This window comes from uncultured Candidatus Pelagibacter sp. (genome assembly GCF_943788075.1).
Lineage (GTDB): Bacteria > Pseudomonadota > Alphaproteobacteria > Pelagibacterales > Pelagibacteraceae > Pelagibacter.
In genome coordinates this window covers 84,211-105,704 of record NZ_CALSOW010000001.1, presented here as the reverse complement: position 1 = coordinate 105,704, position 21,494 = coordinate 84,211, and the positions used below count along the sequence as shown (strand labels likewise).

25 protein-coding genes and 1 pseudogene are annotated in these 21,494 nt (G+C 28.2%); 17 read left to right on the top strand and 9 right to left on the bottom strand.

The annotated features are described in order from the left end of the window. The first annotated feature begins 8 nt into the window (after positions 1–8). The 12 genes from Q0X98_RS00650 to Q0X98_RS00595 are packed head-to-tail and all read left to right on the top strand — an operon-like array spanning position 9 to position 7,543. Positions 9–293, top strand: a complete 285-nt coding sequence (locus tag Q0X98_RS00650) for a hypothetical protein (RefSeq protein ID WP_320415259.1) — start codon at positions 9–11, stop codon at positions 291–293. Continuing rightward, a complete protein-coding gene (locus Q0X98_RS00645; RefSeq protein WP_297680447.1) occupies positions 265–696 on the top strand; it encodes a hypothetical protein in 432 nt (143 codons plus the stop codon). The genes Q0X98_RS00650 and Q0X98_RS00645 overlap by 29 nt, the downstream gene beginning before the upstream one ends. Before the next feature lie 14 nt (positions 697–710). Next, positions 711–1,832, top strand: coding sequence for a DNA polymerase (locus tag Q0X98_RS00640; RefSeq protein WP_320415258.1), 1,122 nt, complete (start codon positions 711–713; stop codon positions 1,830–1,832). Positions 1,833–1,881: 49 nt separating this feature from the next. Continuing rightward, positions 1,882–2,589: a response regulator transcription factor gene (locus tag Q0X98_RS00635; protein ID WP_297680445.1), complete on the top strand. Its 708-nt coding sequence runs from the start codon at positions 1,882–1,884 to the stop codon at positions 2,587–2,589. After that, positions 2,589–3,914, top strand: a complete 1,326-nt coding sequence (locus tag Q0X98_RS00630) for a HAMP domain-containing sensor histidine kinase (protein WP_297680443.1) — start codon at positions 2,589–2,591, stop codon at positions 3,912–3,914. The genes Q0X98_RS00635 and Q0X98_RS00630 overlap by 1 nt, the downstream gene beginning before the upstream one ends. Beyond that, the gene (locus tag Q0X98_RS00625; RefSeq protein WP_297680441.1) at positions 3,908–4,129 is read left to right on the top strand and encodes a sensor histidine kinase; all 222 of its coding nucleotides are present in this window, start codon (positions 3,908–3,910) and stop codon (positions 4,127–4,129) included. Before Q0X98_RS00630 ends, Q0X98_RS00625 begins: the two co-directional genes overlap by 7 nt. A gap of 43 nt (positions 4,130–4,172) precedes the next feature. After that, on the top strand, positions 4,173–5,459 hold the full coding sequence (ahcY, locus tag Q0X98_RS00620) for an adenosylhomocysteinase (RefSeq protein ID WP_297680439.1): 1,287 nt from the start codon (positions 4,173–4,175) through the stop codon (positions 5,457–5,459). Further along, positions 5,443–5,898, top strand: coding sequence for a tRNA (adenosine(37)-N6)-threonylcarbamoyltransferase complex ATPase subunit type 1 TsaE (tsaE, locus tag Q0X98_RS00615; RefSeq protein WP_297680437.1), 456 nt, complete (start codon positions 5,443–5,445; stop codon positions 5,896–5,898). Before ahcY ends, tsaE begins: the two co-directional genes overlap by 17 nt. A gap of 8 nt (positions 5,899–5,906) precedes the next feature. After that, positions 5,907–6,167 (top strand): hypothetical protein, encoded by a 261-nt coding sequence (locus Q0X98_RS00610; RefSeq protein ID WP_297680435.1) that lies wholly within the window; start codon positions 5,907–5,909, stop codon positions 6,165–6,167. After that, positions 6,130–6,810, top strand: coding sequence for a phosphotransferase (locus Q0X98_RS00605; RefSeq protein WP_297680433.1), 681 nt, complete (start codon positions 6,130–6,132; stop codon positions 6,808–6,810). The genes Q0X98_RS00610 and Q0X98_RS00605 overlap by 38 nt, the downstream gene beginning before the upstream one ends. Positions 6,811–6,854: 44 nt before the next feature. Then, a complete protein-coding gene (locus tag Q0X98_RS00600) occupies positions 6,855–7,139 on the top strand; it encodes a sugar phosphate nucleotidyltransferase (protein ID WP_297680431.1) in 285 nt (94 codons plus the stop codon). Beyond that, the gene (locus Q0X98_RS00595) at positions 7,136–7,543 is read left to right on the top strand and encodes a hypothetical protein (RefSeq protein WP_297680429.1); all 408 of its coding nucleotides are present in this window, start codon (positions 7,136–7,138) and stop codon (positions 7,541–7,543) included. The genes Q0X98_RS00600 and Q0X98_RS00595 overlap by 4 nt, the downstream gene beginning before the upstream one ends. Here the strand turns inward: Q0X98_RS00595 and Q0X98_RS00590 are convergent. Next, positions 7,521–8,235 (bottom strand): annotated as a pseudogene (locus tag Q0X98_RS00590) (2,3-diphosphoglycerate-dependent phosphoglycerate mutase). The gene Q0X98_RS00595 and the pseudogene Q0X98_RS00590 sit on opposite strands and share 23 nt — an antisense overlap. Before the next feature lie 421 nt (positions 8,236–8,656). On the opposite strand from Q0X98_RS00590, the gene Q0X98_RS00585 reads away from it, so the two are divergent. Beyond that, positions 8,657–9,256, top strand: a complete 600-nt coding sequence (locus tag Q0X98_RS00585) for a lytic transglycosylase (RefSeq protein WP_297680427.1) — start codon at positions 8,657–8,659, stop codon at positions 9,254–9,256. Here the strand turns inward: Q0X98_RS00585 and Q0X98_RS00580 are convergent. Genes Q0X98_RS00580 through msrA form a run of 4 tightly spaced genes read right to left on the bottom strand, consistent with a single transcriptional unit; the run spans position 9,246 to position 14,651 of the window. Further along, positions 9,246–12,374, bottom strand: coding sequence for an efflux RND transporter permease subunit (locus tag Q0X98_RS00580; protein WP_297680425.1), 3,129 nt, complete (start codon positions 12,372–12,374; stop codon positions 9,246–9,248). The genes Q0X98_RS00585 and Q0X98_RS00580 overlap by 11 nt on opposite strands. A 4-nt stretch (positions 12,375–12,378) precedes the next feature. Next, positions 12,379–13,452, bottom strand: a complete 1,074-nt coding sequence (locus Q0X98_RS00575) for an efflux RND transporter periplasmic adaptor subunit (protein ID WP_297680423.1) — start codon at positions 13,450–13,452, stop codon at positions 12,379–12,381. After that, positions 13,394–14,206 (bottom strand): rhodanese-like domain-containing protein, encoded by an 813-nt coding sequence (locus Q0X98_RS00570; protein WP_297680421.1) that lies wholly within the window; start codon positions 14,204–14,206, stop codon positions 13,394–13,396. The genes Q0X98_RS00575 and Q0X98_RS00570 overlap by 59 nt, the downstream gene beginning before the upstream one ends. 1 nt (position 14,207) lies before the next feature. Then, complete coding sequence (gene msrA, locus Q0X98_RS00565) at positions 14,208–14,651, bottom strand: peptide-methionine (S)-S-oxide reductase MsrA (RefSeq protein WP_297680419.1); 444 nt, start codon at positions 14,649–14,651, stop codon at positions 14,208–14,210. A 34-nt stretch (positions 14,652–14,685) separates the two neighbouring features. On the opposite strand from msrA, the gene Q0X98_RS00560 reads away from it, so the two are divergent. Beyond that, positions 14,686–15,567 (top strand): DMT family transporter, encoded by an 882-nt coding sequence (locus tag Q0X98_RS00560; protein WP_297680417.1) that lies wholly within the window; start codon positions 14,686–14,688, stop codon positions 15,565–15,567. Further along, on the top strand, positions 15,560–16,195 hold the full coding sequence (locus Q0X98_RS00555) for a DNA-3-methyladenine glycosylase 2 family protein (RefSeq protein ID WP_297680415.1): 636 nt from the start codon (positions 15,560–15,562) through the stop codon (positions 16,193–16,195). Before Q0X98_RS00560 ends, Q0X98_RS00555 begins: the two co-directional genes overlap by 8 nt. Here Q0X98_RS00555 and Q0X98_RS00550 read toward each other — a convergent pair. After that, positions 16,182–16,478 (bottom strand): DUF1330 domain-containing protein, encoded by a 297-nt coding sequence (locus Q0X98_RS00550; RefSeq protein ID WP_297680413.1) that lies wholly within the window; start codon positions 16,476–16,478, stop codon positions 16,182–16,184. The two genes, Q0X98_RS00555 and Q0X98_RS00550, sit on opposite strands and share 14 nt — an antisense overlap. Positions 16,479–16,506: 28 nt before the next feature. Between Q0X98_RS00550 and Q0X98_RS00545 the strand changes: the two genes are divergently transcribed. Then, a complete protein-coding gene (locus Q0X98_RS00545; RefSeq protein WP_297680412.1) occupies positions 16,507–17,040 on the top strand; it encodes a phosphoribosyltransferase domain-containing protein in 534 nt (177 codons plus the stop codon). A gap of 40 nt (positions 17,041–17,080) precedes the next feature. Here the strand turns inward: Q0X98_RS00545 and Q0X98_RS00540 are convergent, their stop codons facing one another. Continuing rightward, positions 17,081–18,391: an NCS2 family permease gene (locus Q0X98_RS00540; protein WP_297680410.1), complete on the bottom strand. Its 1,311-nt coding sequence runs from the start codon at positions 18,389–18,391 to the stop codon at positions 17,081–17,083. Between the two features lie 171 nt (positions 18,392–18,562). Between Q0X98_RS00540 and Q0X98_RS00535 the strand changes: the two genes are divergently transcribed. Then, the gene (locus tag Q0X98_RS00535; RefSeq protein WP_297680407.1) at positions 18,563–18,823 is read left to right on the top strand and encodes a hypothetical protein; all 261 of its coding nucleotides are present in this window, start codon (positions 18,563–18,565) and stop codon (positions 18,821–18,823) included. A 42-nt stretch (positions 18,824–18,865) separates the two neighbouring features. Here Q0X98_RS00535 and Q0X98_RS00530 read toward each other — a convergent pair whose 3' ends face one another. Beyond that, on the bottom strand, positions 18,866–19,312 hold the full coding sequence (locus Q0X98_RS00530; RefSeq protein WP_297680405.1) for an Hsp20 family protein: 447 nt from the start codon (positions 19,310–19,312) through the stop codon (positions 18,866–18,868). Between the two features lie 101 nt (positions 19,313–19,413). Next, positions 19,414–21,489 (bottom strand): S9 family peptidase, encoded by a 2,076-nt coding sequence (locus Q0X98_RS00525; RefSeq protein ID WP_297680404.1) that lies wholly within the window; start codon positions 21,487–21,489, stop codon positions 19,414–19,416. Positions 21,490–21,494 lie beyond the last annotated feature (5 nt).

Genomic DNA, 21,494 nt, shown 5'->3' with positions numbered 1-21,494 from the left:
AACAAGCAATTAATAATAAAAATTATCATTTAATTAAAACATCTAATGAAATTGATGAATGGATAAAAGAAGCTGAAGAAGCAGGAGAGGTTGCGGTAGATACTGAAACAAATTCTCTAGATCCTCATCAAGCAGATTTAGTAGGTGTTTCACTATGTTCTAAAATTGGTAAAGCTTGTTATATTCCAATTGGACATAAATCATCAAAATGTATTGATAAAAATATTGTCATAAAAAAACTAAAACCTTTATTAGAAGATCCAAGTGTTAAGAAAGATTGGTCAAAATATTAAGTTTGATTTTATAGTTTTATATAAACAGGGAATAACAATTTCATCAATGGAAGACACAATGCTAATGTCATATGTGTTGGATGCAGGAAAAAATAGACACAACATGGATACGCTATCTGAAATTCATTTAGGTCATAAAACAATTTCTTTCAAAGAAATAGTTGGAACAGGAAAAAAAGAGATAAATTTTAGTGATGTTGAGATTGATAAAGCAAAAGATTATGCAGCCGAAGATGCAGACATAACTTTTAGATTATACAAAAAGTTTATCAAAAATTTGAAATTAGAAAAAATGGTTAATATTTACGAAATATTTGAAAAACCATTAATTAAAATTCTTGCATTTATGGAGATGGAAGGAATTGAAGTGGATAGTAAGTTTCTTAAAATCACTTATCTTTAAAATTTGAAAAAAAGATTAAGACCTTAGAAAAAAAAGTTTTTAAAATTTCTAAAAAAGAATTCAATATTGCATCACCAAAACAATTAGGAGAAATAATTTATAATGATCTAAAAATTGCAGGCTTAAAAAAGACTAAAAAAGGAAGTTTTGCAACAAGTGCAAGCGTTTTAGAGGATTTAGCTTTTAAAGGGCATGAGTTTCCAAAATTAATTTTAGACTGGAGACAAGTATCAAAACTAAAAAATACTTACTCAGACTCTCTGCCAGAGCACATTAATCCTTCAACAAAAAGAGTACATACCTCTTTTTTATTAGCAGCTACTACAACTGGAAGATTAGCATCTAGTGATCCAAATTTACAAAATATTCCAATAAAATCAGAAGATGGAAAAGATATTAGAAAAGCTTTTTCTGCTAAAAAGGATCATTTATTAATTTCTGCAGATTATAATCAAATTGAAATGAGAATTTTAGCAGATCTTGCAGATGTTAAAGAACTTAAAAAAGCTTTTAAAAATAATGAAGACATACATTCTTTAACAGCTAGTCAGATTTTCAACATAGATATTAAAAAAGTAAATCAAGACCATCGGAGAAAAGCTAAAGCAATAAATTTTGGAATTATTTATGGAATTTCACAGTATGGTTTAGCAAAACAGATTAATGTTTCAAATTATGAAGCAGAAGAATTTCTGAACGCATATTTTGCTAAATTTCCAGAAATAAAAGTATACATGGATAACACAATCAAGTTTTGTAGAAAAAGTGGCTATGTAAATAATATTTTTGGTAGACGATCTCATTTTAATGGAATTAATGATAAAAATTTTAATGTAAGAAATTTTCAAGAGCGAGCTGCAATTAACGCACCTATACAAGGATCTGCTTCAGAAATTATGCGTTTAGCTATGATAAGATTGGATAGAAAAATATTAGAACAAAAAAATATCAAATCTAAAATGCTTTTACAAATTCACGATGAATTAATCTTCGAAGTACCAAAAAAGGATGAAAAAATAATGGTCAAACAAATAAAAGAAGAAATGACCAGTGTTGCACAAAGCGATTATCATTCATTTTCAACTCCACTAACTGTTGATGTTAATGTTGGAGAGAATTGGGGAATGCTTCATTAATTTTATTAGATTGCCCAATTTAGAACAATTTAGTATTTTTATATAAGTAATGCACAAACAAACAATAGCCTTAATAGATGATGATCGAAATATCCTTACAAGTTTAAGTATAGCTTTAGAAAAAGAAGGTTTCAAAGTTCAAACTTATATTGATGGCGAAAGTGCATTAATTGGTTTAACTAGAACACCTCCTGATTTAGCAGTAGTTGATATAAAGATGCCTAAAATGGATGGAGAGGAATTACTGAAAAAGCTTAGAAAAAAAACATCATTACCAGTAATTTTTTTGACATCCAAAGATGATGAAATTGATGAGCTGTTAGGATTGAAACTTGGAGCAGATGATTTTGTAAAAAAATCTGGAGGTTTCTCAATTAAAGTTTTGATTGAAAGAATTAGAGTTCAGTTAAGAAAAAAAGATTCTAATAATGTTTTGGAGGAAAACAAAAATTTGATTTCACATGGAAGACTAAAATTAGATCCGTCTCAACTTGAATGTGAATGGAACGATAAACAGTTACCGGATAAACTGACCACAACAGAATTTTTAATTGTTAAAGAGTTAGCAAAAAGACCAGGAATTATTAAAGAACGGGCACAATTAATGGATATTGCTTATAGAGAAGATACTGATATCGAGGATAGAACTATTGATAGTCATGTTAAGAGAATTCGAAAAAAATTTAAAAAAGTAGACCCTGATTTTTCAGCTATTGAAACTAGATATGGTAGTGGATATAGATGGAATGTTAGCTAATGTTTAGTAAATACTTAAAAAGTCTATCTATATTAAAAAAATTTTTATTTATAAATTTTATAATATTTACAATTATTAGCTTATTTACATTTGTTTATCTGAATAATGTACAGCCTAATCTAATTAAAAAGAAATCAGTAAAGCACTTAAGTGTTATAGATAATACAATTAATACTCTTATAAGATTAGATGTAAAATTTAATGCTGAAGATTGTAGAAAATTTTTATTTTCAACACGTTTTATATTTCAAAATCTTGATAGAGTAATTTTTTTTGATAATGATTTAAATATAGTAGGTGATACAGATACCTTAGACCTTGATCCAAGATCTTTTTCTACAAGAATAGATGAAATTGAATTTGAAAATTTAGATGAAAATGAAAATAATAGAAACTATAAAAATAAAAATAATAATGTAACTGAATCTAAAAATTTATCTCTCAAAAATATTTTAAATAAATATTTAAGTTCTGATCATTATGGAAATTCACATACATTCATAGATGAGGATCTTAATCAATTTAAATTAATTACAATTAAAAATGTAATCAAGGATAGTTCAAATATTGGATACATTGCTATTACAGAAAATGCTAATGATATAAAAATAGCTACTGATGAGAGGAAAGCTTTTGTTCTTAGAACAGCGATTGCAGTGGGTTTTGTAATTCTAATTTTCTCTTTTGTTTTAAGTAGGTATTTTATTAAACCAATTCAAAATCTCGTAAGTTATACAAAAGTTATTAAAGATAAAAGTCAAATTAAAACAAATATTGAAAGTTTGAAAAGTCGTAATGATGAATTAGGACTTTTATCAAATTCACTTGACGATATGACAATTGAGCTTCAAAAAAGAGTTGCTCATGCAGAGAATTTTTCTACAGATCTAGTTCATGAAATTAGAAACCCATTGGCATCTCTTAAAAGTGCTTCGGAGATACTTCAAGACTCTAATAATTCAGAACAAAGATTGAAACTATTAAATATTCTTAGCCATGATGTTTTAAGAATTGAAAGACTAATAACTGATTATTCTCAGATGCTAAAAGATGAAGTAGCTCTCAGTAAAGAAAAGATGAAAAAAATTAATATAGAGCCAATTATTCAATCAGTTGTTGAAGATTATAATAATATCCAAAAGGTTAAAAAAAATATCAAAATTAATTATGAAAATAATGGTAATGGAAAATATATTATTAATGGTATTGAAAATAGAATCGAGCAAATAATCGCTAATCTATTAGATAATTCAATTTCATTTTGTAAAGAAGGTGAAAATATTTTTGTAAATATATCAGATACTCAGATAAAAAAATTTTGGTAAAGATTATTGATGATGGCCAAGGATTTAAAGAGAACGATACTTCAAAAATATTCAAAAGATTTTATAGCAATAGACCTGATAAATTTGGAGAACATTCAGGTCTAGGATTAAATATAGTGAAAAATTTAGTTGATCTTCATGATGGTGAAATTGTAGCATCAAATCGATTAGATAGGGATGGTGCAATTGTAGAAATAAAATTTCCAAGTGTCTAATCTTAACTTGATTTGTCTTTCGTTAACTGTATAAAACTTTTTCATGGAAGATTATAAAGTTAAAGATATATCATCAGCTGAATTTGGTAGAAAAGAGATCTCAATAGCTGAGAGTGAAATGCCAGGATTGATGGCATTAAGAGAAGAATATTCAGAAACTAAACCTTTAAAAGGTGCAAGAATTATTGGTTGTTTGCATATGACTATTCAAACAGCTGTATTAATAGAAACATTGGTTGCTTTAGGTGCCGAGGTGAGATGGTCTTCATGTAACATATTTTCAACTCAAGATCATGCAGCTGCAGCAATCGCAAAAGCTGGGATACCTGTTTATGCTTGGAAAGGTGAGACTGAGGAAGAATATCTTTGGTGTATAAAACAAACGATTGTTGGAAAACCTGATTGGAAGCCAAATATGCTTTTAGATGATGGCGGTGATTTAACTGCAATAATGCATAATGAATATAAAGATTTAATGAACGATATAAAAGGAGTTTCGGAAGAAACTACTACTGGAATAAAAGCGTTAAATAAGATGGAAAAAGATAATTCTCTTTTAGTACCAGCGATTAATGTTAACGACTCAGTTACTAAATCAAAATTTGATAATTTGTATGGTTGTAGAGAAAGTTTAGTTGACGGAATTAGAAGAGCAACAGATGTAATGATGTCAGGAAAAATTGCAATCGTAGCTGGTTTTGGAGACGTAGGTAAGGGAAGTGCTGCATCACTTAGACAAAGTGGAGCGAGAGTTTTAGTTACTGAAGCAGATCCAATCTGTGCATTACAAGCTGCAATGGAAGGATATGAAGTTGTTCTGATGGAAGAGGCTATTAGTAGAGCTGATATCGTTGTAACAGCCACAGGAAATAAAGATATTGTTACTGCTGATCATATGAGAGATATGAAAGATAGAGCAATTTTGTGTAATATTGGTCACTTTGATAATGAAATTCAAGTTGAAGCTCTTAAAAATTATAAATGGAGTGAAGTTAAACCACAAGTTCATGAAATAGAATTGCCAAGTAAAAAAAGAATTATTTTATTAGCAGAGGGAAGATTAGTTAATTTAGGTTGTGCAACTGGACATCCAAGCTTTGTTATGAGCGCTTCATTTACAAACCAAGTAATTGCACAGATAGAGCTTTGGAATAATCATAAAAATTACGAAAATAAAGTTTATGTACTTCCCAAACATTTAGATGAAAAAGTTGCAACTCTTCACTTAAAAAAAGTTGGTGCTAAACTTACTAAATTATCTAAAGAACAAGCAGATTACATAAGTGTTGGGACTGAAGGTCCATTTAAGCCAGATGCCTATCGCTATTAAAAATGGCATAATAGATATATCTTTAGAAGAGACGACCAAAGGATTAGCTAAAAATTTTTCCAATTATCTGACAGGTGGTGAAGTAATCTTTTTATATGGAGAAATGGGAGTAGGTAAAACTACTTTTGTAAAATATTTGATTAATCAATTTCAAATAAAAAAAAAATTACAAATTACAGAAGTAACAAGTCCAACTTTTAATTTACTTAATGAGTATGAGACAGATGGTTTAATTATAAAACATTATGACCTATTTAGATTGAAAGATAAGTCTGAAGTTATAAATTTAGATCTATTTGATAAAAATCAAAATACAATTACACTTATTGAGTGGCCAGAATTAATTAATAAAGAAAACTTTAACAAGACTATAGATTTAATTTTTAACTACGAAAATGAGTTAAATAATAGATCTGTTAAAATTGATGGTTTAGACTGATTTTTTATATGAAACTTTCAAAAGATTTTAAGGAAATTAAAGGAGATGCTTCATTTAGAAAATTTTATAGAAATACTAAAAAAAATTCAATTATAGTATTTTCAAATAGAGAAAAAATTAAAAATTTATTAATTTATGATTCAATTAATAAAATCTTAATCAAAAACAATATAATCGCTCCCAAACTTTTAAATCAAAATTACAAAAAGAATTATATTGAAATACAGGATCTTGGAAAAAAAACTATTTATCAAAATTTTAAGAAATAAAAAAAATCAATATTTAATATTTAAAAAAGTAATTAATATTTTAAATAAAATTCAATTAGTTAAAGATAAAAAAATAAAAAATTTTAGAAATAAATTTTACCTGATCAAAGATTATAAAAGTAAAATCTTATTAGATGAGGCAAATTTATTTAGTTACTGGTATGTTCCAAAAAAATTAAATAAAAAAAAAATCAATATATTCAATAGTAAATTTAATAAAGAAATTAAGTTGGTATTATCAAAACTAAATTTTAAAAATGATACTTTTGTTCATAGAGATTTTCATGTTTCAAACTTAATCATTAACTCCAAAAATCAAATTGGATTAATTGATAATCAAGACGCTCTTATTGGAAACAAAGCCTATGATTTAGCGTCCTTAATTGATGATGTTAGGTACAAAACATCCAATTCATTAAAAGATAAAGTTTATAACTATTATTTAAACACTAATAAAAAAATTGATGCAAATAAATTTAAAAATGATTTTGATATTTTGTCAGTTCTTAGAAATTTAAAAATTATTGGAATATTTATGAGATTGGCAGAAAGAGATAAGAAAAAAAAATATTTAAAACTTATTCCATATGCCTGGAATATGATTGATAACAGAATGAGTAAAAATAAAGACTTAATAATTTGAAGTTGTTGTTAGCAACTATTTCCCTAAATTTATAACTAAATAAAATGAGAATTAATACAGCCTTAATTTTATGCGCAGGATTTGGAAAAAGATTAAATCCGCTAACACTAGATACTCCCAAACCTTTGATCAAATTAAACAATATTACAGTGCTTGAAACTTGTATTAATCTAATCGAAAGCTTGGGTATACAGCAAATTATTCTCAATACCTTTTATCTAAAAGATCAAATTCATGATTTTATAAATAATAAAAAATTTAAATCTAAAATCACAATTATTGAAGATGGAGAGAATATTCTTGATACAGGTGGTGGCATAAAAATATGATGAAACATACAAGTGAAGATAATGTTTTAATATTTAACCCAGATACAATATGGAAGAAAGATTATCTAAATAAAATTATTGAAATGGAAAAGATGTATTTTTCCAAAAAAATAAAAAATATACTTTTATTAGTAAAAAAGGAATTAAGTTTTGATAAAAATTTAAATGGTGATTTTGATCTTAAAGAAAATTCAATTATAAAAAATAATGAGAATAAATTTATTTATACAGGTTGCCAAATTATGAATAAAAAACTTCTTTCTGATTATAAAGATAAAAATTTTTCAATAACAAATGTATGGAACGATCTAATTGAAAAAAAAGAACTATATGGATTTGAGACTGATAATGATTTTTATCATTTAACTGATCTTGAAACTTTTAAAAAACTACAAGATCTTTAGCTCTTTCTTGATCTAAGTATTTGCACTCTGTGATTTTATTATCTTTATCTAAATTTATTAATAGTGGATTTCCAGTTGGAATTTCCAATTTAGATATTTGATTTTCATCTAATTTAAATAAATATTTACATAATGCTCTAATCGAATTTCCATGTGCAGATACTAAAATATTATTATTTGAAATTTTATTTTCAATTTCCTGTTTATAAAACTTTAATACTCTTTCATAAGTATCTTTAAGAGACTCAGTGTCAGGAATTCTATCAATTGGGATTTCTTTATAGGTATCAATATTAATAGGGTGATAAGGATTATTTCTATCTAATGGATCAGGTCGCAAATCCCATGAACGTCTAAATTGATGAACTTTTTCTTCACCAAGTTTTACTTTCATTTCATCTTTATTTAAGCCTGTAAGCGCTCCATAATGCCTTTCATTTAATTGCCAAGCTTCTTTTGAAAGCTTTTTTTCACCTAATATTTCCTTTATTAATTTTAAGGTATTTTTTGCCCTTAATTGAAAGGATGAATAGATAAATATCGATATTGATATTTTGCAATTTTATTAGTTCACCTGCTTTTGTTGCCTCTAATTTACCATTTTCGGTTAAATCTACATCGACCCAACCGGTAAATTTCTTTTCGAGATTCCATACACTTTGACCATGTCTAACTAAAATTAAATAACTCATTTGTTAATCTCTTAATTTAATTTATAAAATATAGCCACTAATTTAATGATTAATTTTTTTTCAAATTATAAATTCATTTTTTATATATCTAATTTCATTTTGCTAGTTTTATATCTATTTCCCGGTAGTCTAATAGGATGCTTTTTATATAACGACTGCCAATTACAACCTCAATTGACTAAGGATTTTTTAGTTTCTACAAACCATTTATACGCTTTTGGTTTATTGTCTATAATTGGTTCATTTACTTATAATAATTCTAGTAAATTGAATTTTTTAAATATTTATTTAATTTTACTTTCGATAATTTTGGAAATATCACATATATTTATTCCAATAAGAAGCTTTGAACTATCTGATTTATTTGGAAATTTACTTGGAGTAATAATTGTCTTAATAATAAATTATTTTTATAAAAAGTATGAAAATTCTCAAAATTAATTTATTATTAATATTATCATTTCTTGTTTCGGCTTGTTCTTCGATCCCATCTAATACATCAAATAGTTGTTCGATATTTAATGAAAGATATTTATGGTTGAAACATGTAAATAAATCAGAAAAAAAATGGGGAAGTCCTATTTATTTACAACTTGCTTTTATTAAAATGGAGTCAGATTTTGATTGGCTAGCAAAACCACCAAGACAAAAACTTTTTAAAGTCATTCCTTACAAAAGACCATCAACTTCGTTTGGATATTCTCAAGCTGTGAATGGCACTTGGGAACAATATAAAAAGGAGACAGGAAATAAACTTGCAATTAGAAGTAGGTTTAAAGATAGTGTTGATTTCATTGGGTGGTACACTAATAAATCGAGCACGATTTTAAAAATACCAAAAAATGATGTTTTTAAACAATACCTTGCTTATCATGAAGGTTGGGGAGGTTTTAAGAATTACAAAGATAATAAAAAAGTGATAAATTTAGCAAAAAGAGTTGAGAAGCAGTCTAATGTTTATAAAAATCAATTAATAGAATGCAGTAGTTCACTTAATAAAAATAAATATATTATTTTTTAGATAATTCTTTTTTTAGCTCTAAATCAACTGAGTCTATTCTTTTGGTATTTTTAGCAAGTGTTAAATACATTGTTGGCGTCACATAAAGAGTAAAGAAAGTAGAAATTATCATCCCTCCAAGAATAGTTGCTCCCACAGCTAGTCTAGAGGCTTCACCGGCCCCTGGCCCAATATTTCCAATTACTAAAGGGATCATTGCTATCATGGTGCTTATAGATGTCATCATAATAGGTCGAAATCTTAATTCACAAGCTTCTTTAACTGATTCTTGTATCTTTTTTCCAGTTGTTCTTATTTGATTTGCATAATCAACAATCAAGATACTATTTTTAGTTGATATACCAATCAAAATCACGAGAGCGATTTGAGAAAAAATATTTATTGAGCTGTTTAAGAATAGAATAAAAACTAAACCACCAAAAACAGCCAATGGTACAGTTAACATAATTATAAATGGATGAACAAACGAATTGAATGTAGCAGCCATTACCAAATAAGCAGTAAGTAAACCAAGAGCAAAAATTATATAAAGCTCATTAGTAGTTTCTTTAACCTCCTCAGACTCACCTTTCCAAGTAATTTGATTTGTAGGTGCTACTTCTGCCATTATATTTTCTAAATATTCAATTGCTTCAAATAAAGAATAATTTTCATTTATATTTGCAGAAATTGTTACTGCTCTTTGTCTATTGTATCTTGCTAGAACTTTTGCTGAGCCTTCCTCCCTTAGGTCAACCAAATTTGATAATGAAATTAATTCTCCAGTTGTTCCAGATCTTACAAAAAGTTTACTTAAACTATCTTTATCTTTTCTATCAAATAAATATTGTTGAAGAATTATAGGATATTCTTTGCCCAATTTATTAAATGTGGTAACTCTTTTACCTCCATATAATGTTTCCAATGTTTGGCCAATCGATCTAGTTGATATTCCTAAATCTTTAGCTTTATTTTTATTGATAACTAATTTTACCTCTGGTTTATTTCTATTAAAGTCAGACTCAATTCTTGATAATCCTCTATTTCTTCGAAGTTTACTAATTACATCATTTTGAATATCCTCCAATTCTTCATAGGTACTTCCAAGAATAACCATTTGAATTGGTTTATTATAATTAGATACTCTTATAGCTTGAGGTGAAATTGGAAATGCTAATGTTTGAGGTACAGTTACTATTTTACCAATAGCTTGTCTCATTATTGTTAACGCACCCTTATCTCGTTTTTTCCAATCTTCAAGTAAAGCAATAATAATAAAACTATTAAATGAATTTGCAGAGCTTCCAAATCCTGGAACTCTCATTATGAATTTATCATAAGGGCTATTCTCTGCTTGAAGTAATGGAAGCAATCTTTTTTCTACTACTTGTGCTTTTTCTTGTGTGTAATCAAAAGAACTTCCTTCATCTGTAAACCCAATAACCAAATAAACACCTCTATCCTCTTTTGGAAGAAGTTCTTTAGTTGTATACATGAACAAAGCAACAGATCCTGCAATGATTAAAATAATAAAAGTTATTATCGTTTTCTTTTTATTTAACCAATAATTTAATGTTTCTTTATAAAAATTAGAAAAACCAAGGAAAAAAATATTAAATTTTTTAACAAAAAAACCAGAACTTATTTTTTTATCTAAAAATTTACTACCTAGCATTGGCGAAAGTGTTAATGCAACAAATGAAGAAACAACAATAGAAAATGATAGAGCAATAGCAGTTTCTCTAAATAAAGTCCCAGATATTCCTTTAATAAAAATCAATGGAATGAAAACAGCAAGTAAAATTAAAGTTGTTGCAATAATTGCAAAGGTAATTTGTTTTGAACCTTTGTAAGCTGCAACTAATGGACTTTCACCATTTTCTATTCTTCTATATATTGCATCTGTCATAATAACTGAGTCATCAGTAATAATTCCAATCGCAAGTATAAAACTAAGAAGTACAAAAATATTTATTGATAAATCAAATAGATAAATACCTAAAAATGATGCGATTAAGCTTACTGGCAGGGCTACAGCAGGAACAATCACTGCTTTTATATTTCCTAAAAATAGATAAATTATTATTACAACTAAAATAAATGCAATTGCTAAAGTTTTGTAAACTTCATCAATAGCAGCCTTAACATATGTGGCTCTATTGAATGAAACTTCTAATTTTAGACTGTCGGGTAAAGTTTTTCTAACTTCTTTAATTTTTTTCTGAATTTCATTTGACAGCTCAACAGTTGAGGCACCACTTTTTGCATAAATTCCTATACCAACTGTTTTTTGATTTAAATTATTTTTGCTTTGAGATTTAAACAATGTTTTTTCAGAAACAGGACCTAATTCTACGTTTGCAACATCTGATAATCTTACAATTTGATCCTTAGTGTTTTTTATGGGTAAAAATTTTAATTCATCAATATTTGTGTAAGACTTATCTAAGTTAATTGTCAAATCTATATTATCTGCTTCTAAAGTTCCCGCAGGTAAGCTTATATTTTCATTTCTGAGTGCATTTTCAACTTCTTGAATAGTCATGTCATTTGCGGCTAATTTGATGGGATCAATCCAAATTCTAACGCTAAGCTCTCTAAGTCCTCCAAGTAGAATTCTTCCAACTCCTTTTACACTTGAAAAAGCATCCACTAAATATCTATCTGCATAATCTCCAAGTTCTAAATCGGACCAGGTTAAAGAAGAAACTGAAAGCCACATTGTTGTTGTGAAACCAGCTGCCTGCTTTAATATCTGTGGGGCGTCTGCTTCTGAGGGGAGAGCATCAACTATTCTTGCTACTCTTTCCCTTATATCATTTGCAGCATCATCAAGTTCAATATCTGTATCAAACTCAATATTAATGCTACTTCTTCCATTTTCAGACTTAGAGTCAATATTCTTTATTCCTTCTGCACCTCCTATAACATCTTCTATTACTTGAGTTATTTCTTGATCAATAATTGGAGCTGATGCAGATTTATAATTAACTTTTACTTGGACTACAGGTGGTTGCAAACCATCAGGTAATTCCCTAACTGGTAGCTCAGAATAAACAAATAAACCAAATACGATAAGTATTAAAGATAGAACCCAAGCTACAACTGGTCTTCTAATACTTAGTTCAGTTATATACATTTAATTATTTATTTTTATTCTCTTCTTTTTTTGAATCAGTTTTCTTAAAGATATTTAATTTTTTAATCCAATCAAACTTGCTTTTTTTCTGTTCTGTTTTCGCTGGTTTGTCTTTTTTTTTCCAATTTGATGACTTTGGCTTTGAACCATATTTAATTGGTTTAATTTTACCATTAGGTCTTGTTTTCTTTAGACCTTCAGCAACTACTGTATCACCATTTTTAAGGCCAGATTTGACTTCTACAATACCTTGTTTTCTTAAACCAATTTCTATCTCAGTTTTTCTTACAGTATTTTCTTTGTCAACTTTGTACACATATACATTATCGCCCTCCATAAGAAGACTAGTATCTAAAATACTTAATGAATTTCTTCCATTGTAATTAATGGAGACTTCTAACAATGAGCCAGATAAAAGTTCATTGTTAGGATTATTAAGTTTAATTCTTACTGGTAGCGATCTTTTATTAGTGTTAATTCTGCTTGCAGTTGACTCTACAATTCCTGAATATTTTTTAAGATTATTTCCAGAAAATTTTATATCAACATTTTGATCTTTTTTTACATAGGGTGCAAAGGTTTCAGGTATGTCAACATCAACAAATAAAACAGAGGTGTCTTCTAAGTTTAATATAATAGAACTCTTCGATACATCAATATCATTCGAAAAATCTCGCTTACCAATAATGCCATCAAAAGGAGTTATGATGTTTCTATTCTTAAGTTTAGCAATTATATCTCCAGCTTTAACTTTTGTGTTATATTCAATAGGTTCTAAAATTTCATATTTTTCAATATTGTAAGACTTGATCTGAGTAGGTACAGCGGTACCAAATGTTTCAATTGTGTTTTGAAATAATTTCTGCTCAACAACTTTTACAATTATTCCTGGTGGAGGTCTTTTGCTAAATTTTTTCTTGAAATAATTTCCAACCATTGTTCTTGCAACAATCACAGCTGTAATTATGAAAAAAAATATTATTACTATTGAAATTATTTTCGTTGATCTTTTCATGTTTTTAAATTCTTCCGTACTCTGACCATGAGCCATCGTAGATTGTTGGCATATATTTATCATTTATTAATGAATAAGCCATAGCCAATACGCTTGCGGTTACTCCAGAACCACATGAAAATATTAGGTTTTTATCAGGGTCAAAGTTTAATGACTTAAATTTTTCTAAAATTTTATCTTTGTCAACAAACGTATGATCATCATTTATTAATTCTCCAAAAGGTAAGCAAAAAGAATTTTTTATTGAACCACTTCTTACGCCTTTTCTCGGTTCTACTACCTTACCTTCAAATCTTTCTCTGCTTCTTGCATCAATAACATTGAAATCATTTTTATTAATATTTTCATCTATCTCTTTTATATTTTTTACAAGCTCTTTATTTTCCTCGCATAAATAGATTGAATTTTTAGTAATTACCTTATTATTATTTGTGATTTTATTTTCTATTTTCCATTTTTTTAATCCTCCATCAAGAACATGAACAAGTTTTGGATCATGTCCAAAGTAAATTAAATTATACCAACACCTACATGAACTTATTACGTCAGAATTATCATAAATTACAATTTCATCTTTATTTTTAATACCCATATCTCCCATAATTTTTTTCCAAGAGTTTACATCGGTTAGCATGTGGGGTAGGTCTGTATCTATTTTTGAATTTTTATCTAAATCAAAAAAAATTGCATTTGGTATATGGTCTTTATTGTATTCTTCAAGACCATTTCTTTTTGCTTGTGGCATATGCCAAGAGCAATCAATAATTTTAACATCATTAATATTTTCTTTTAACCAATTTGTATCAACTAATGACATATTATTTCTTTTCTAAATATTTTTGATGATATTCTTCTGCGGGACAATAATTTTTTACATGAGAAATTTTGGTTACAATTTTTCCTGAAAGTTTAATATTTTCTTCTTTAATTATTTTTTCCGAAATTTCTTTTTGTTGATCATTTAAATAAAATATTTCACTTCTATATTGGGTACCAAAATCTGGGCCTTGAGAGTTTAAAGTTGTTGGGTCATGAATTTCAAAAAAATATTTTAATATTTCTTCATAAGAAATAATTTTAGGATCAAAGTCTAATCTTACAACTTCTGCATGATTAGTTGTTCCCGTGCATACATCTTTGTAAGTTGTTTCGTTACTATTGCCTCCACAATAACCTACTTCAGTTTTTATAACTCCATCAAGTTTACTAAACTTAATCTCTGGTCCCCAAAAACATCCTAAACCTAAAATTGCTATTTCCATTGATAATTAACTTAATTAATTTAAAGTTAATCATATGTTGTCTAAAAATCAATTGGGCTTTTTCTACATGTTCATTTCAGTATGTGCATTTTCATTGATGGACGTGATAGTTAAGTGGTCGGATGAATATCCGGTCGGTGAAGTGTTATTTTTCAGAGGATTTTTTGGAATAATACCACTTTTATTTCTTATACCAAAAAATAGATACTTTGACTTTTATAAAACTAATCGTGCGTTTCTTCATTTAAAAAGATGCCTAGCAGGTTTAGTAGCTTTGATTTCTATATTTATAGCCTTAAGAAATTTACCTCTTGCAACAGTTGTTAGTATTTCTTTCGCTGCACCAATATTCACAACTATTTTCTCGATATTTTTGTTAAACGAGAAGGTTGGATTTTATAGATGGTTAGCAGTTTTAGTAGGTTTTGTTGGTATTATAGTTATTTCTGAACCAGGTTTTAGCTCTTTAAATCTTTATTACATATATCCAATTATTTTTTGTTTAGGTTTATCTTATGTTGCTATTTCAATTAGAAAATTATCTACAACAGAACCAGTCTGGCTAATTAGTTTTTTCTTTTCATTTTCTATAATGATTTTAAGTTTTTTCACTTTTTATCAAAATTGGATTTTTCCAAATTTGAAAGATCTACTATTACTTTCAATGATAGGAATATTAGGAGGTTTAGCAAATTTATGGTTATCTCAATCTTACAAGCTTTCAGAAGTAAGCTTAGTGTCTCCATTAAAGTATTTAGCTTTAATTTTTGCAATAATTTTTGGTTATTTTATCTGGAACGAAATACCTACTTCAAAAACTTTAGTAGGAGCTTTGCTTGTAATTTCTTCTTCATTTATAATATTTAAAAGAGAAATGACTCTTAAGAAGAGAGTTTCGGTTGCCAGACATGAGTAAAACACCTACTTATTGGAACACTGCTAAAAAATATTTATCTAAAAAAGATAAAGTTATGTCATCTTTGATTGAAAAATATAAATCTCCATCAGAAACAATATTGACTTCTAGAAAAGATGTTTTTTATTCATTGTGTAAAAGTATTATTGGACAACAAATCAGTGTTGCGGCAGCAAACTCAGTTTTTTTACGGTTTAAAAAAAAATGTAAAAATAAAATTAATGCTAAAACTGTTAATACCTTATCTTTTGCTCAATTAAAAACATGTGGCCTCAGCAAACAAAAAGTAAAAGGTATTCAAAGCCTATCTAAACAAATTCTAAATAAAACCTTTAATCCAAGACTAATATCCAAAATGTCAGATGAGGAAGCTATTTTGTACCTTTCTGAATTAAGACAGATAGGAAGATGGTCTGCTGAAATGATTTTATTATTTACTTATAATCGATCTAATATATGGCCAGTTCAAGATATAGGTTTGTTAAGAGCTATTTCAAAGAACTATAAAAAAAAATATTTACCACCTGAAAGTTATGTAAAATTATTGAATAAAAAGTTTTCACCATATTGTTCTGTTGCAACCTGGTATTTATGGAGAAGTATAGATCCTGAGCCTATTCAGTACTAAATCCCTCTATCACTTGCATATGTCTCACTGTTGTATGTTTTGCAATATCCCATCCAGCTAAATATTCTTTACTATTGTGACATTCTATAGCTTTTTTAAAGCTTGGAAACTCCCACACAACAGTTCTTACAAAATCATCTCCTTCAAATGTTTCATGTTTTCCACCTCGCACAAGTGGAACTCCCCCAAAACTTTTAATAATTGGCGTTACTACTTCTGCATATTTTTTTAAATTGTCTTGATTTTCAACTTTTAGATACAAACTGATCCAATAGCTTTTCATGATTTCTCCCTTTTAAAATATCTTAGTTATGATAGTAAAATTTATGGCAGATAAATTAATTATCACATTTGATGAGTATAACAAAATTGTTGAGAAATTGGCAATTGAGATACACAATGAATATAAACCAACAGTTTTAGTTGGTATAATGAGAGGTGCAGCTCCAATTCTAGATATTCTTTCAAGAATTTTAAAGTTACCAATAGCTTATATTGTTATTCAAAGCTACTCGGGAGACGGCATGGAAGATAAACAAGGACAGCTAATGTTTGCAAGGGAAATAAGCTCTTTAGCAGAAAATAAAGATTATAATAAAGTACTTTTAGTTGATGATCTTTCAGATACAGGTTTAACCTTAAATAAAAGTATAGAGTGGCTAAAAAATTATGGTCCTACTAAAGATTATATTAGAGAAGTAAAAACAGCTTGTTTATGGAAAAAGAAATCTTCAACTTTTGAACCAGATTTTTGTCCAGTGAGACTGGATACAGACCCATGGATTGTTCAACCAACCGAACACTATGAAGAGCTATCTATAGAAGAAATTATTAAAAGAAATTAATAAATAGGGCTAGAATTCACTAGCCCTATTAAATTTTAAATTAAGCAACTGCAAAGCTTATAACACTAAGTATTGCAATAATAAATATTGCTGGTGAAGTAGTTGAGAACTTACCAGTAAATAATTTAATTAAAGCATAAGATACAAAAGCTAAAGCAATACCGTTACTAATACTATATGTTAGAGGCATCGCAATCATTGCAAGAATTGCTGGAGCAGACTCAGCAATATCATCCCACTCTATATCTGTAATATTTCTTACGAAAAGAACAGAAACAAAAAGTAAAGCCGCACCATCAATTTGCTTTGGTAAGCTAGTTGCAAGCGGAGCAAAGAATATGCACGCTAAGAACAATAATCCAATTACTAGTGATGTCATACCAGTTTTTCCTCCAGCTTTTACACCAGCTCCAGATTCAACATAACTTGTAACTGTTGAAGTTCCCATCATAGCACCAGCAACTGTACCTACACTATCAGCTAACATAGCTTTATTAATATCTTTAACTTTTCCTTGTTTATCAACTTTTCCAGCTACATTCGCGACAGAAGTTAGAGTTCCAGCTGTATCAAAGAAATCTATAAATAATAAAGTAAATATTACTGTAGACATACCCGCAGTCATTGCAGCAGACAAATCAAAATCAAAAAGATATGTCATTGGTGGTGGAGAACTAGCAATACCATTAAAGTTTGCAAGTCCAGCAGCCCAAGCAATAATACTGAATACTAAAATTCCTATAATAATATTTCCTTTTATATTCATTTTTTCCATTACGATTATTGCTATGAATGTTGCGCATCCTAACAATACCAAAGGATTACTAAGATCACCAAGTCTTACAAGTGTAACTGGATCATCAACAACTACTTCCATAATCTGCAATCCAATAATTGCTAAAAATAAACCAATACCAGCTCCGATTCCTAACTTGAGACTTTTTGGTATAGAATTTATTAACCAAGCTCTAATAGGTGTTAGTGATATAATTAAAAACAATACTCCAGCAACAAGAACAGCACCTAAAGCTTCTTGAGGTGTGTATCCCATTCCTGCACAAACTCCAAAAGCAACAAAAGCGTTGATACCCATTCCTGGTGCAAGTCCAATTGGCCAAGTTTTTCCATAAAAAGCCATTATAAAACATGCAAGTGCTGTTGCTAATATTGTTGCGGTATATACTGCGCCGAAATCAAAGAAACCTTTTTCGGGTCCGGCAAACTCTCCCGATAAGATAAATGGATTTAAAAACATTATATAAGCCATTGTCAGAAACGTAGTAGTTCCTGCAATTACCTCTGTTTTAAAATCTGTTTTGTGTTTTTTATAATTGAAATAATTTTCAAGCATTTGTCCTCCTAATAATGGACAGATATTTGATTCTATTAATAAATACTTGTTTAAACTTAGCTTTATTCACAAAATACAACTTAGAAGATTATATTTATGCCACATTTACGATGTTATTATTAATCTATGCATAAATTAAAATTATTTTTAATTACATTTATTATGTTCGTCATGATTGCCGGATGCCAAACAATTAAAGAAAAAACAGATGCAATTGTTGAAAAAGAAAATGAAAAATTAAGCAAATATATCAGTAAGCCTGCAAGCGTTTTGCAAATGGATTTAGGGAAGCCAGATGAAGATTTTAAAAACGCAAAAGGAAATTATGAATTAATTTATAATACAAGAAAATATGGAATTCCTTGTGAGAGAAGATTTGAAATTAATCCTGATAAAATTGTAATTGGATTTGTATCTAACGGTTGCTTTTAATTAAGTACTTGCGAGGAAATGATCCCCGCAAGTAAGGTAAACTTATTTAATTTCTATAAGTTTCTTTTTTTTGTGTTCTGGAATAATTCTTTCACAAGAAATTGTCAAAAGACCATCTTTCAGCTCAGCACCATTTACTTTTACATCATCGGCTATGGTGAATGATCTTGCAAATTGTCTTTGAGAAATCCCTTTATGAATAATTTCTCCATCAACATTATTTTCTTCCGATTTATTAACTAATTTTGTTCTTACTGTTAATAAATTATCTTCGAACTCAACCTCAACATCTTTTTTATTAAAACCAGCTAACGCAACCTCAATTGCATAGTTATCCTTTCCAGTTTTTCTAATGTTGTATGGTGGATAATTTGATTGCATGGCCAAATTTCCATTTCCAAGCATATTTTCAAATTGATCGAACATATCGTCAAAACCAATTGAAAAAGGTCTTAGAGAGTTAAAGATAGATAGATCCTTACTTGTCATAATATTCTCCTTTTTAGTTAAGCAAGTTATTTATGTAAGTCCCATTAGGCGACTGACAAATATATATGGAGATTAGTTTTAATATTTCAAGATCTAGAAAATTAAATTTTTTTTGATATTTTTAAAGCAAAAGCATAATCAATTGTAATTTCCTCAATAGCTCCATCTCTTCCAGATTTTCCTCCATGTCCTGCGTTCATTTCTGTTTTTAAAAGAAGTAAATTATTATCGGTTTTGTATTCTCTTAATTTTGCAGTAAACTTTGCAGGTTCATCAAATAAAACTCTATTATCACTTAAACTTGTGGTGATTAGTATATGAGGATAGTCCATTTTTTTAATATTATTATAAGGTGCATAAGAAAATATATAATCAAAATGTTCTTTGTTATCTTTAGCATTTCCAAATTCATCAAACTCTCCAATAGTTAAAGGAAGAGAATGATCAAGATTTGTTGTAAGTGAATCTACAAATGGTACAGCCATAATAATTCCTAGAAATAGTTCTGGAGCTTGATTGACAACAGCGCCCATTAGTAAGCCCCCTGCAGATCCACCCATACCTATTATATTCCCTTTTGATGAATATTTCTTATCAATTAGGTATTTTGCAGCATATATATAATCTTCAAAAGTATTTTTTTTATTAGTAAGTTTTCCTTCTTTCCACCACTTCATTCCTTTTTCCATACCACCTCTAATATGTGCAGTTGCCCAAATAATATTTCGATTAATTAAACTTAATCTGGTTGAGGAAAAACTAGGACTCATTGAACTGCCGTATGAACCATACCCATAAAGTAATAAGTTGGCTGAGCCGTCAATTTTAGTATTTTTATGTCTGGTGATTGTTAAAGGAACCAATCTTCCATCATGTGATTTGTATTCTTTTCTTTCAACTATGTAGTCATTAGGGTTGTGCCCTGAAGGTATTTCTTGTTCTTTAACAAGTTTTTTTGATTTGTTTTGTAAGTTATACAAATAAACTCTAGAAGGAGTTTTTGGAGATGAATAGCCAAGATATACATCGCTAGTATTTCTATCTCTTTGCACTAAAGAAACACCAGGTACATAAATATTTTCATCAGAAAATAATAACTCTTCCTCAATCCCTGTTGAAATATTTCTTACATATAATTTATCTAATGCATTAGAGGTTTCAGATCTAATAATCCAGTCTTTTAAAAAAGTTAAACCACCTATTAAGACTTCATCCCTTGCTGATATAAACGTTTTCCATTTTTGATTTTCTAGGCTATCTGAAATATCAATTTTAAAATCTTCTGCACCTTTATTAGTATGATTATAAAACTTTCCATCCCAAGAACTTACAGAATATAGGATGCCTTTTTCTCTTTTCATTATTAGTTTGGGTTTAGGATTCTTTTCTTCAATACCAAAATAATATTGCTCAGAAGTATTGTGATCAGATGTATTAATAAAATAATACTTTTCGTCTGAACTTAGGCCAATACCTACAGTGAACGCTTCAGTTTTTTCTTCAAAAATTAACTGATCTTGAACCTTAGAATTTCCAATTTCATGCCTATAAATCTTTCTTGCACGATGATTTTCATCAAGTTTAGAATAAAAAATAAATTTGTCGTCTATGCTAAAAGTTATTCCTCCTGAAGTTTCTGGAATTTCTTTTGAAATTATTTCATTGCTTTCAATATCTCTTATATAAATTGTATAATATTCTGAGCCTTTAGTGTCTAAGGAATAACCTAAATATTTATCATTATTGCTTACTTCTAAATCTCCAACTCCAAAATATTCTACACCTAGATTTTTTTTTTCTTTATCTCCGTTCCATACTTCTTCAATTTTATCTGAATTAATTTTCTTTCGAAGTTTTATTGAATAATTTCCAGTTTTAGTTGTTTTAGTCCAGTATTCATATGTATGATCTTTGTATGGAAGAGACTCATCTTCTAATTTTATTCTTCCTTTAATCTCATCAAATAATTTTTTTTGTATAGGTTTTGTGTTTTCTAAATGATGATCAGTATATTTATTTTCCTCTTCAAGATAATCTTTTACTTCAGGTAATAGTTTATTTTTATCTCTAAGCACCTCTAAAATATTTTTTTGATGTATCCAGCTATAATTATCTTCCCATGTAACATCATGGCACGATTTTAATTCTGGTTTTTTTTTAAGATATGGTATTTTCATTGTTA

What these genes read in the sequence shown, in the direction of transcription:
- Q0X98_RS00525 (WP_297680404.1), bottom strand. Translation starts at nt 21,489, where the DNA reads ATGAAAATACCATATCTTAAAAAAAAACCAGAATTAAAATCGTGCCAT.
- tsaE (WP_297680437.1), top strand. Translation starts at nt 5,443, where the DNA reads ATGCCTATCGCTATTAAAAATGGCATAATAGATATATCTTTAGAAGAG.
- Q0X98_RS00595 (WP_297680429.1), top strand. Translation starts at nt 7,136, where the DNA reads ATGATGAAACATACAAGTGAAGATAATGTTTTAATATTTAACCCAGAT.
- Q0X98_RS00570 (WP_297680421.1), bottom strand. Translation starts at nt 14,206, where the DNA reads ATGTCATTAGTTGATACAAATTGGTTAAAAGAAAATATTAATGATGTT.
- Q0X98_RS00535 (WP_297680407.1), top strand. Translation starts at nt 18,563, where the DNA reads ATGATTGCCGGATGCCAAACAATTAAAGAAAAAACAGATGCAATTGTT.
- Q0X98_RS00545 (WP_297680412.1), top strand. Translation starts at nt 16,507, where the DNA reads ATGATAGTAAAATTTATGGCAGATAAATTAATTATCACATTTGATGAG.
- Q0X98_RS00575 (WP_297680423.1), bottom strand. Translation starts at nt 13,452, where the DNA reads ATGATAAATATATGCCAACAATCTACGATGGCTCATGGTCAGAGTACG.
- Q0X98_RS00550 (WP_297680413.1), bottom strand. Translation starts at nt 16,478, where the DNA reads ATGAAAAGCTATTGGATCAGTTTGTATCTAAAAGTTGAAAATCAAGAC.
- Q0X98_RS00560 (WP_297680417.1), top strand. Translation starts at nt 14,686, where the DNA reads ATGTTGTCTAAAAATCAATTGGGCTTTTTCTACATGTTCATTTCAGTA.
- Q0X98_RS00635 (WP_297680445.1), top strand. Translation starts at nt 1,882, where the DNA reads ATGCACAAACAAACAATAGCCTTAATAGATGATGATCGAAATATCCTT.
- Q0X98_RS00610 (WP_297680435.1), top strand. Translation starts at nt 5,907, where the DNA reads ATGAAACTTTCAAAAGATTTTAAGGAAATTAAAGGAGATGCTTCATTT.
- Q0X98_RS00585 (WP_297680427.1), top strand. Translation starts at nt 8,657, where the DNA reads ATGAAAATTCTCAAAATTAATTTATTATTAATATTATCATTTCTTGTT.
- ahcY (WP_297680439.1), top strand. Translation starts at nt 4,173, where the DNA reads ATGGAAGATTATAAAGTTAAAGATATATCATCAGCTGAATTTGGTAGA.
- Q0X98_RS00540 (WP_297680410.1), bottom strand. Translation starts at nt 18,391, where the DNA reads ATGCTTGAAAATTATTTCAATTATAAAAAACACAAAACAGATTTTAAA.
- Q0X98_RS00555 (WP_297680415.1), top strand. Translation starts at nt 15,560, where the DNA reads ATGAGTAAAACACCTACTTATTGGAACACTGCTAAAAAATATTTATCT.
- Q0X98_RS00580 (WP_297680425.1), bottom strand. Translation starts at nt 12,374, where the DNA reads ATGTATATAACTGAACTAAGTATTAGAAGACCAGTTGTAGCTTGGGTT.
- Q0X98_RS00600 (WP_297680431.1), top strand. Translation starts at nt 6,855, where the DNA reads ATGAGAATTAATACAGCCTTAATTTTATGCGCAGGATTTGGAAAAAGA.
- Q0X98_RS00630 (WP_297680443.1), top strand. Translation starts at nt 2,589, where the DNA reads ATGTTTAGTAAATACTTAAAAAGTCTATCTATATTAAAAAAATTTTTA.
- msrA (WP_297680419.1), bottom strand. Translation starts at nt 14,651, where the DNA reads ATGGAAATAGCAATTTTAGGTTTAGGATGTTTTTGGGGACCAGAGATT.
- Q0X98_RS00530 (WP_297680405.1), bottom strand. Translation starts at nt 19,312, where the DNA reads ATGACAAGTAAGGATCTATCTATCTTTAACTCTCTAAGACCTTTTTCA.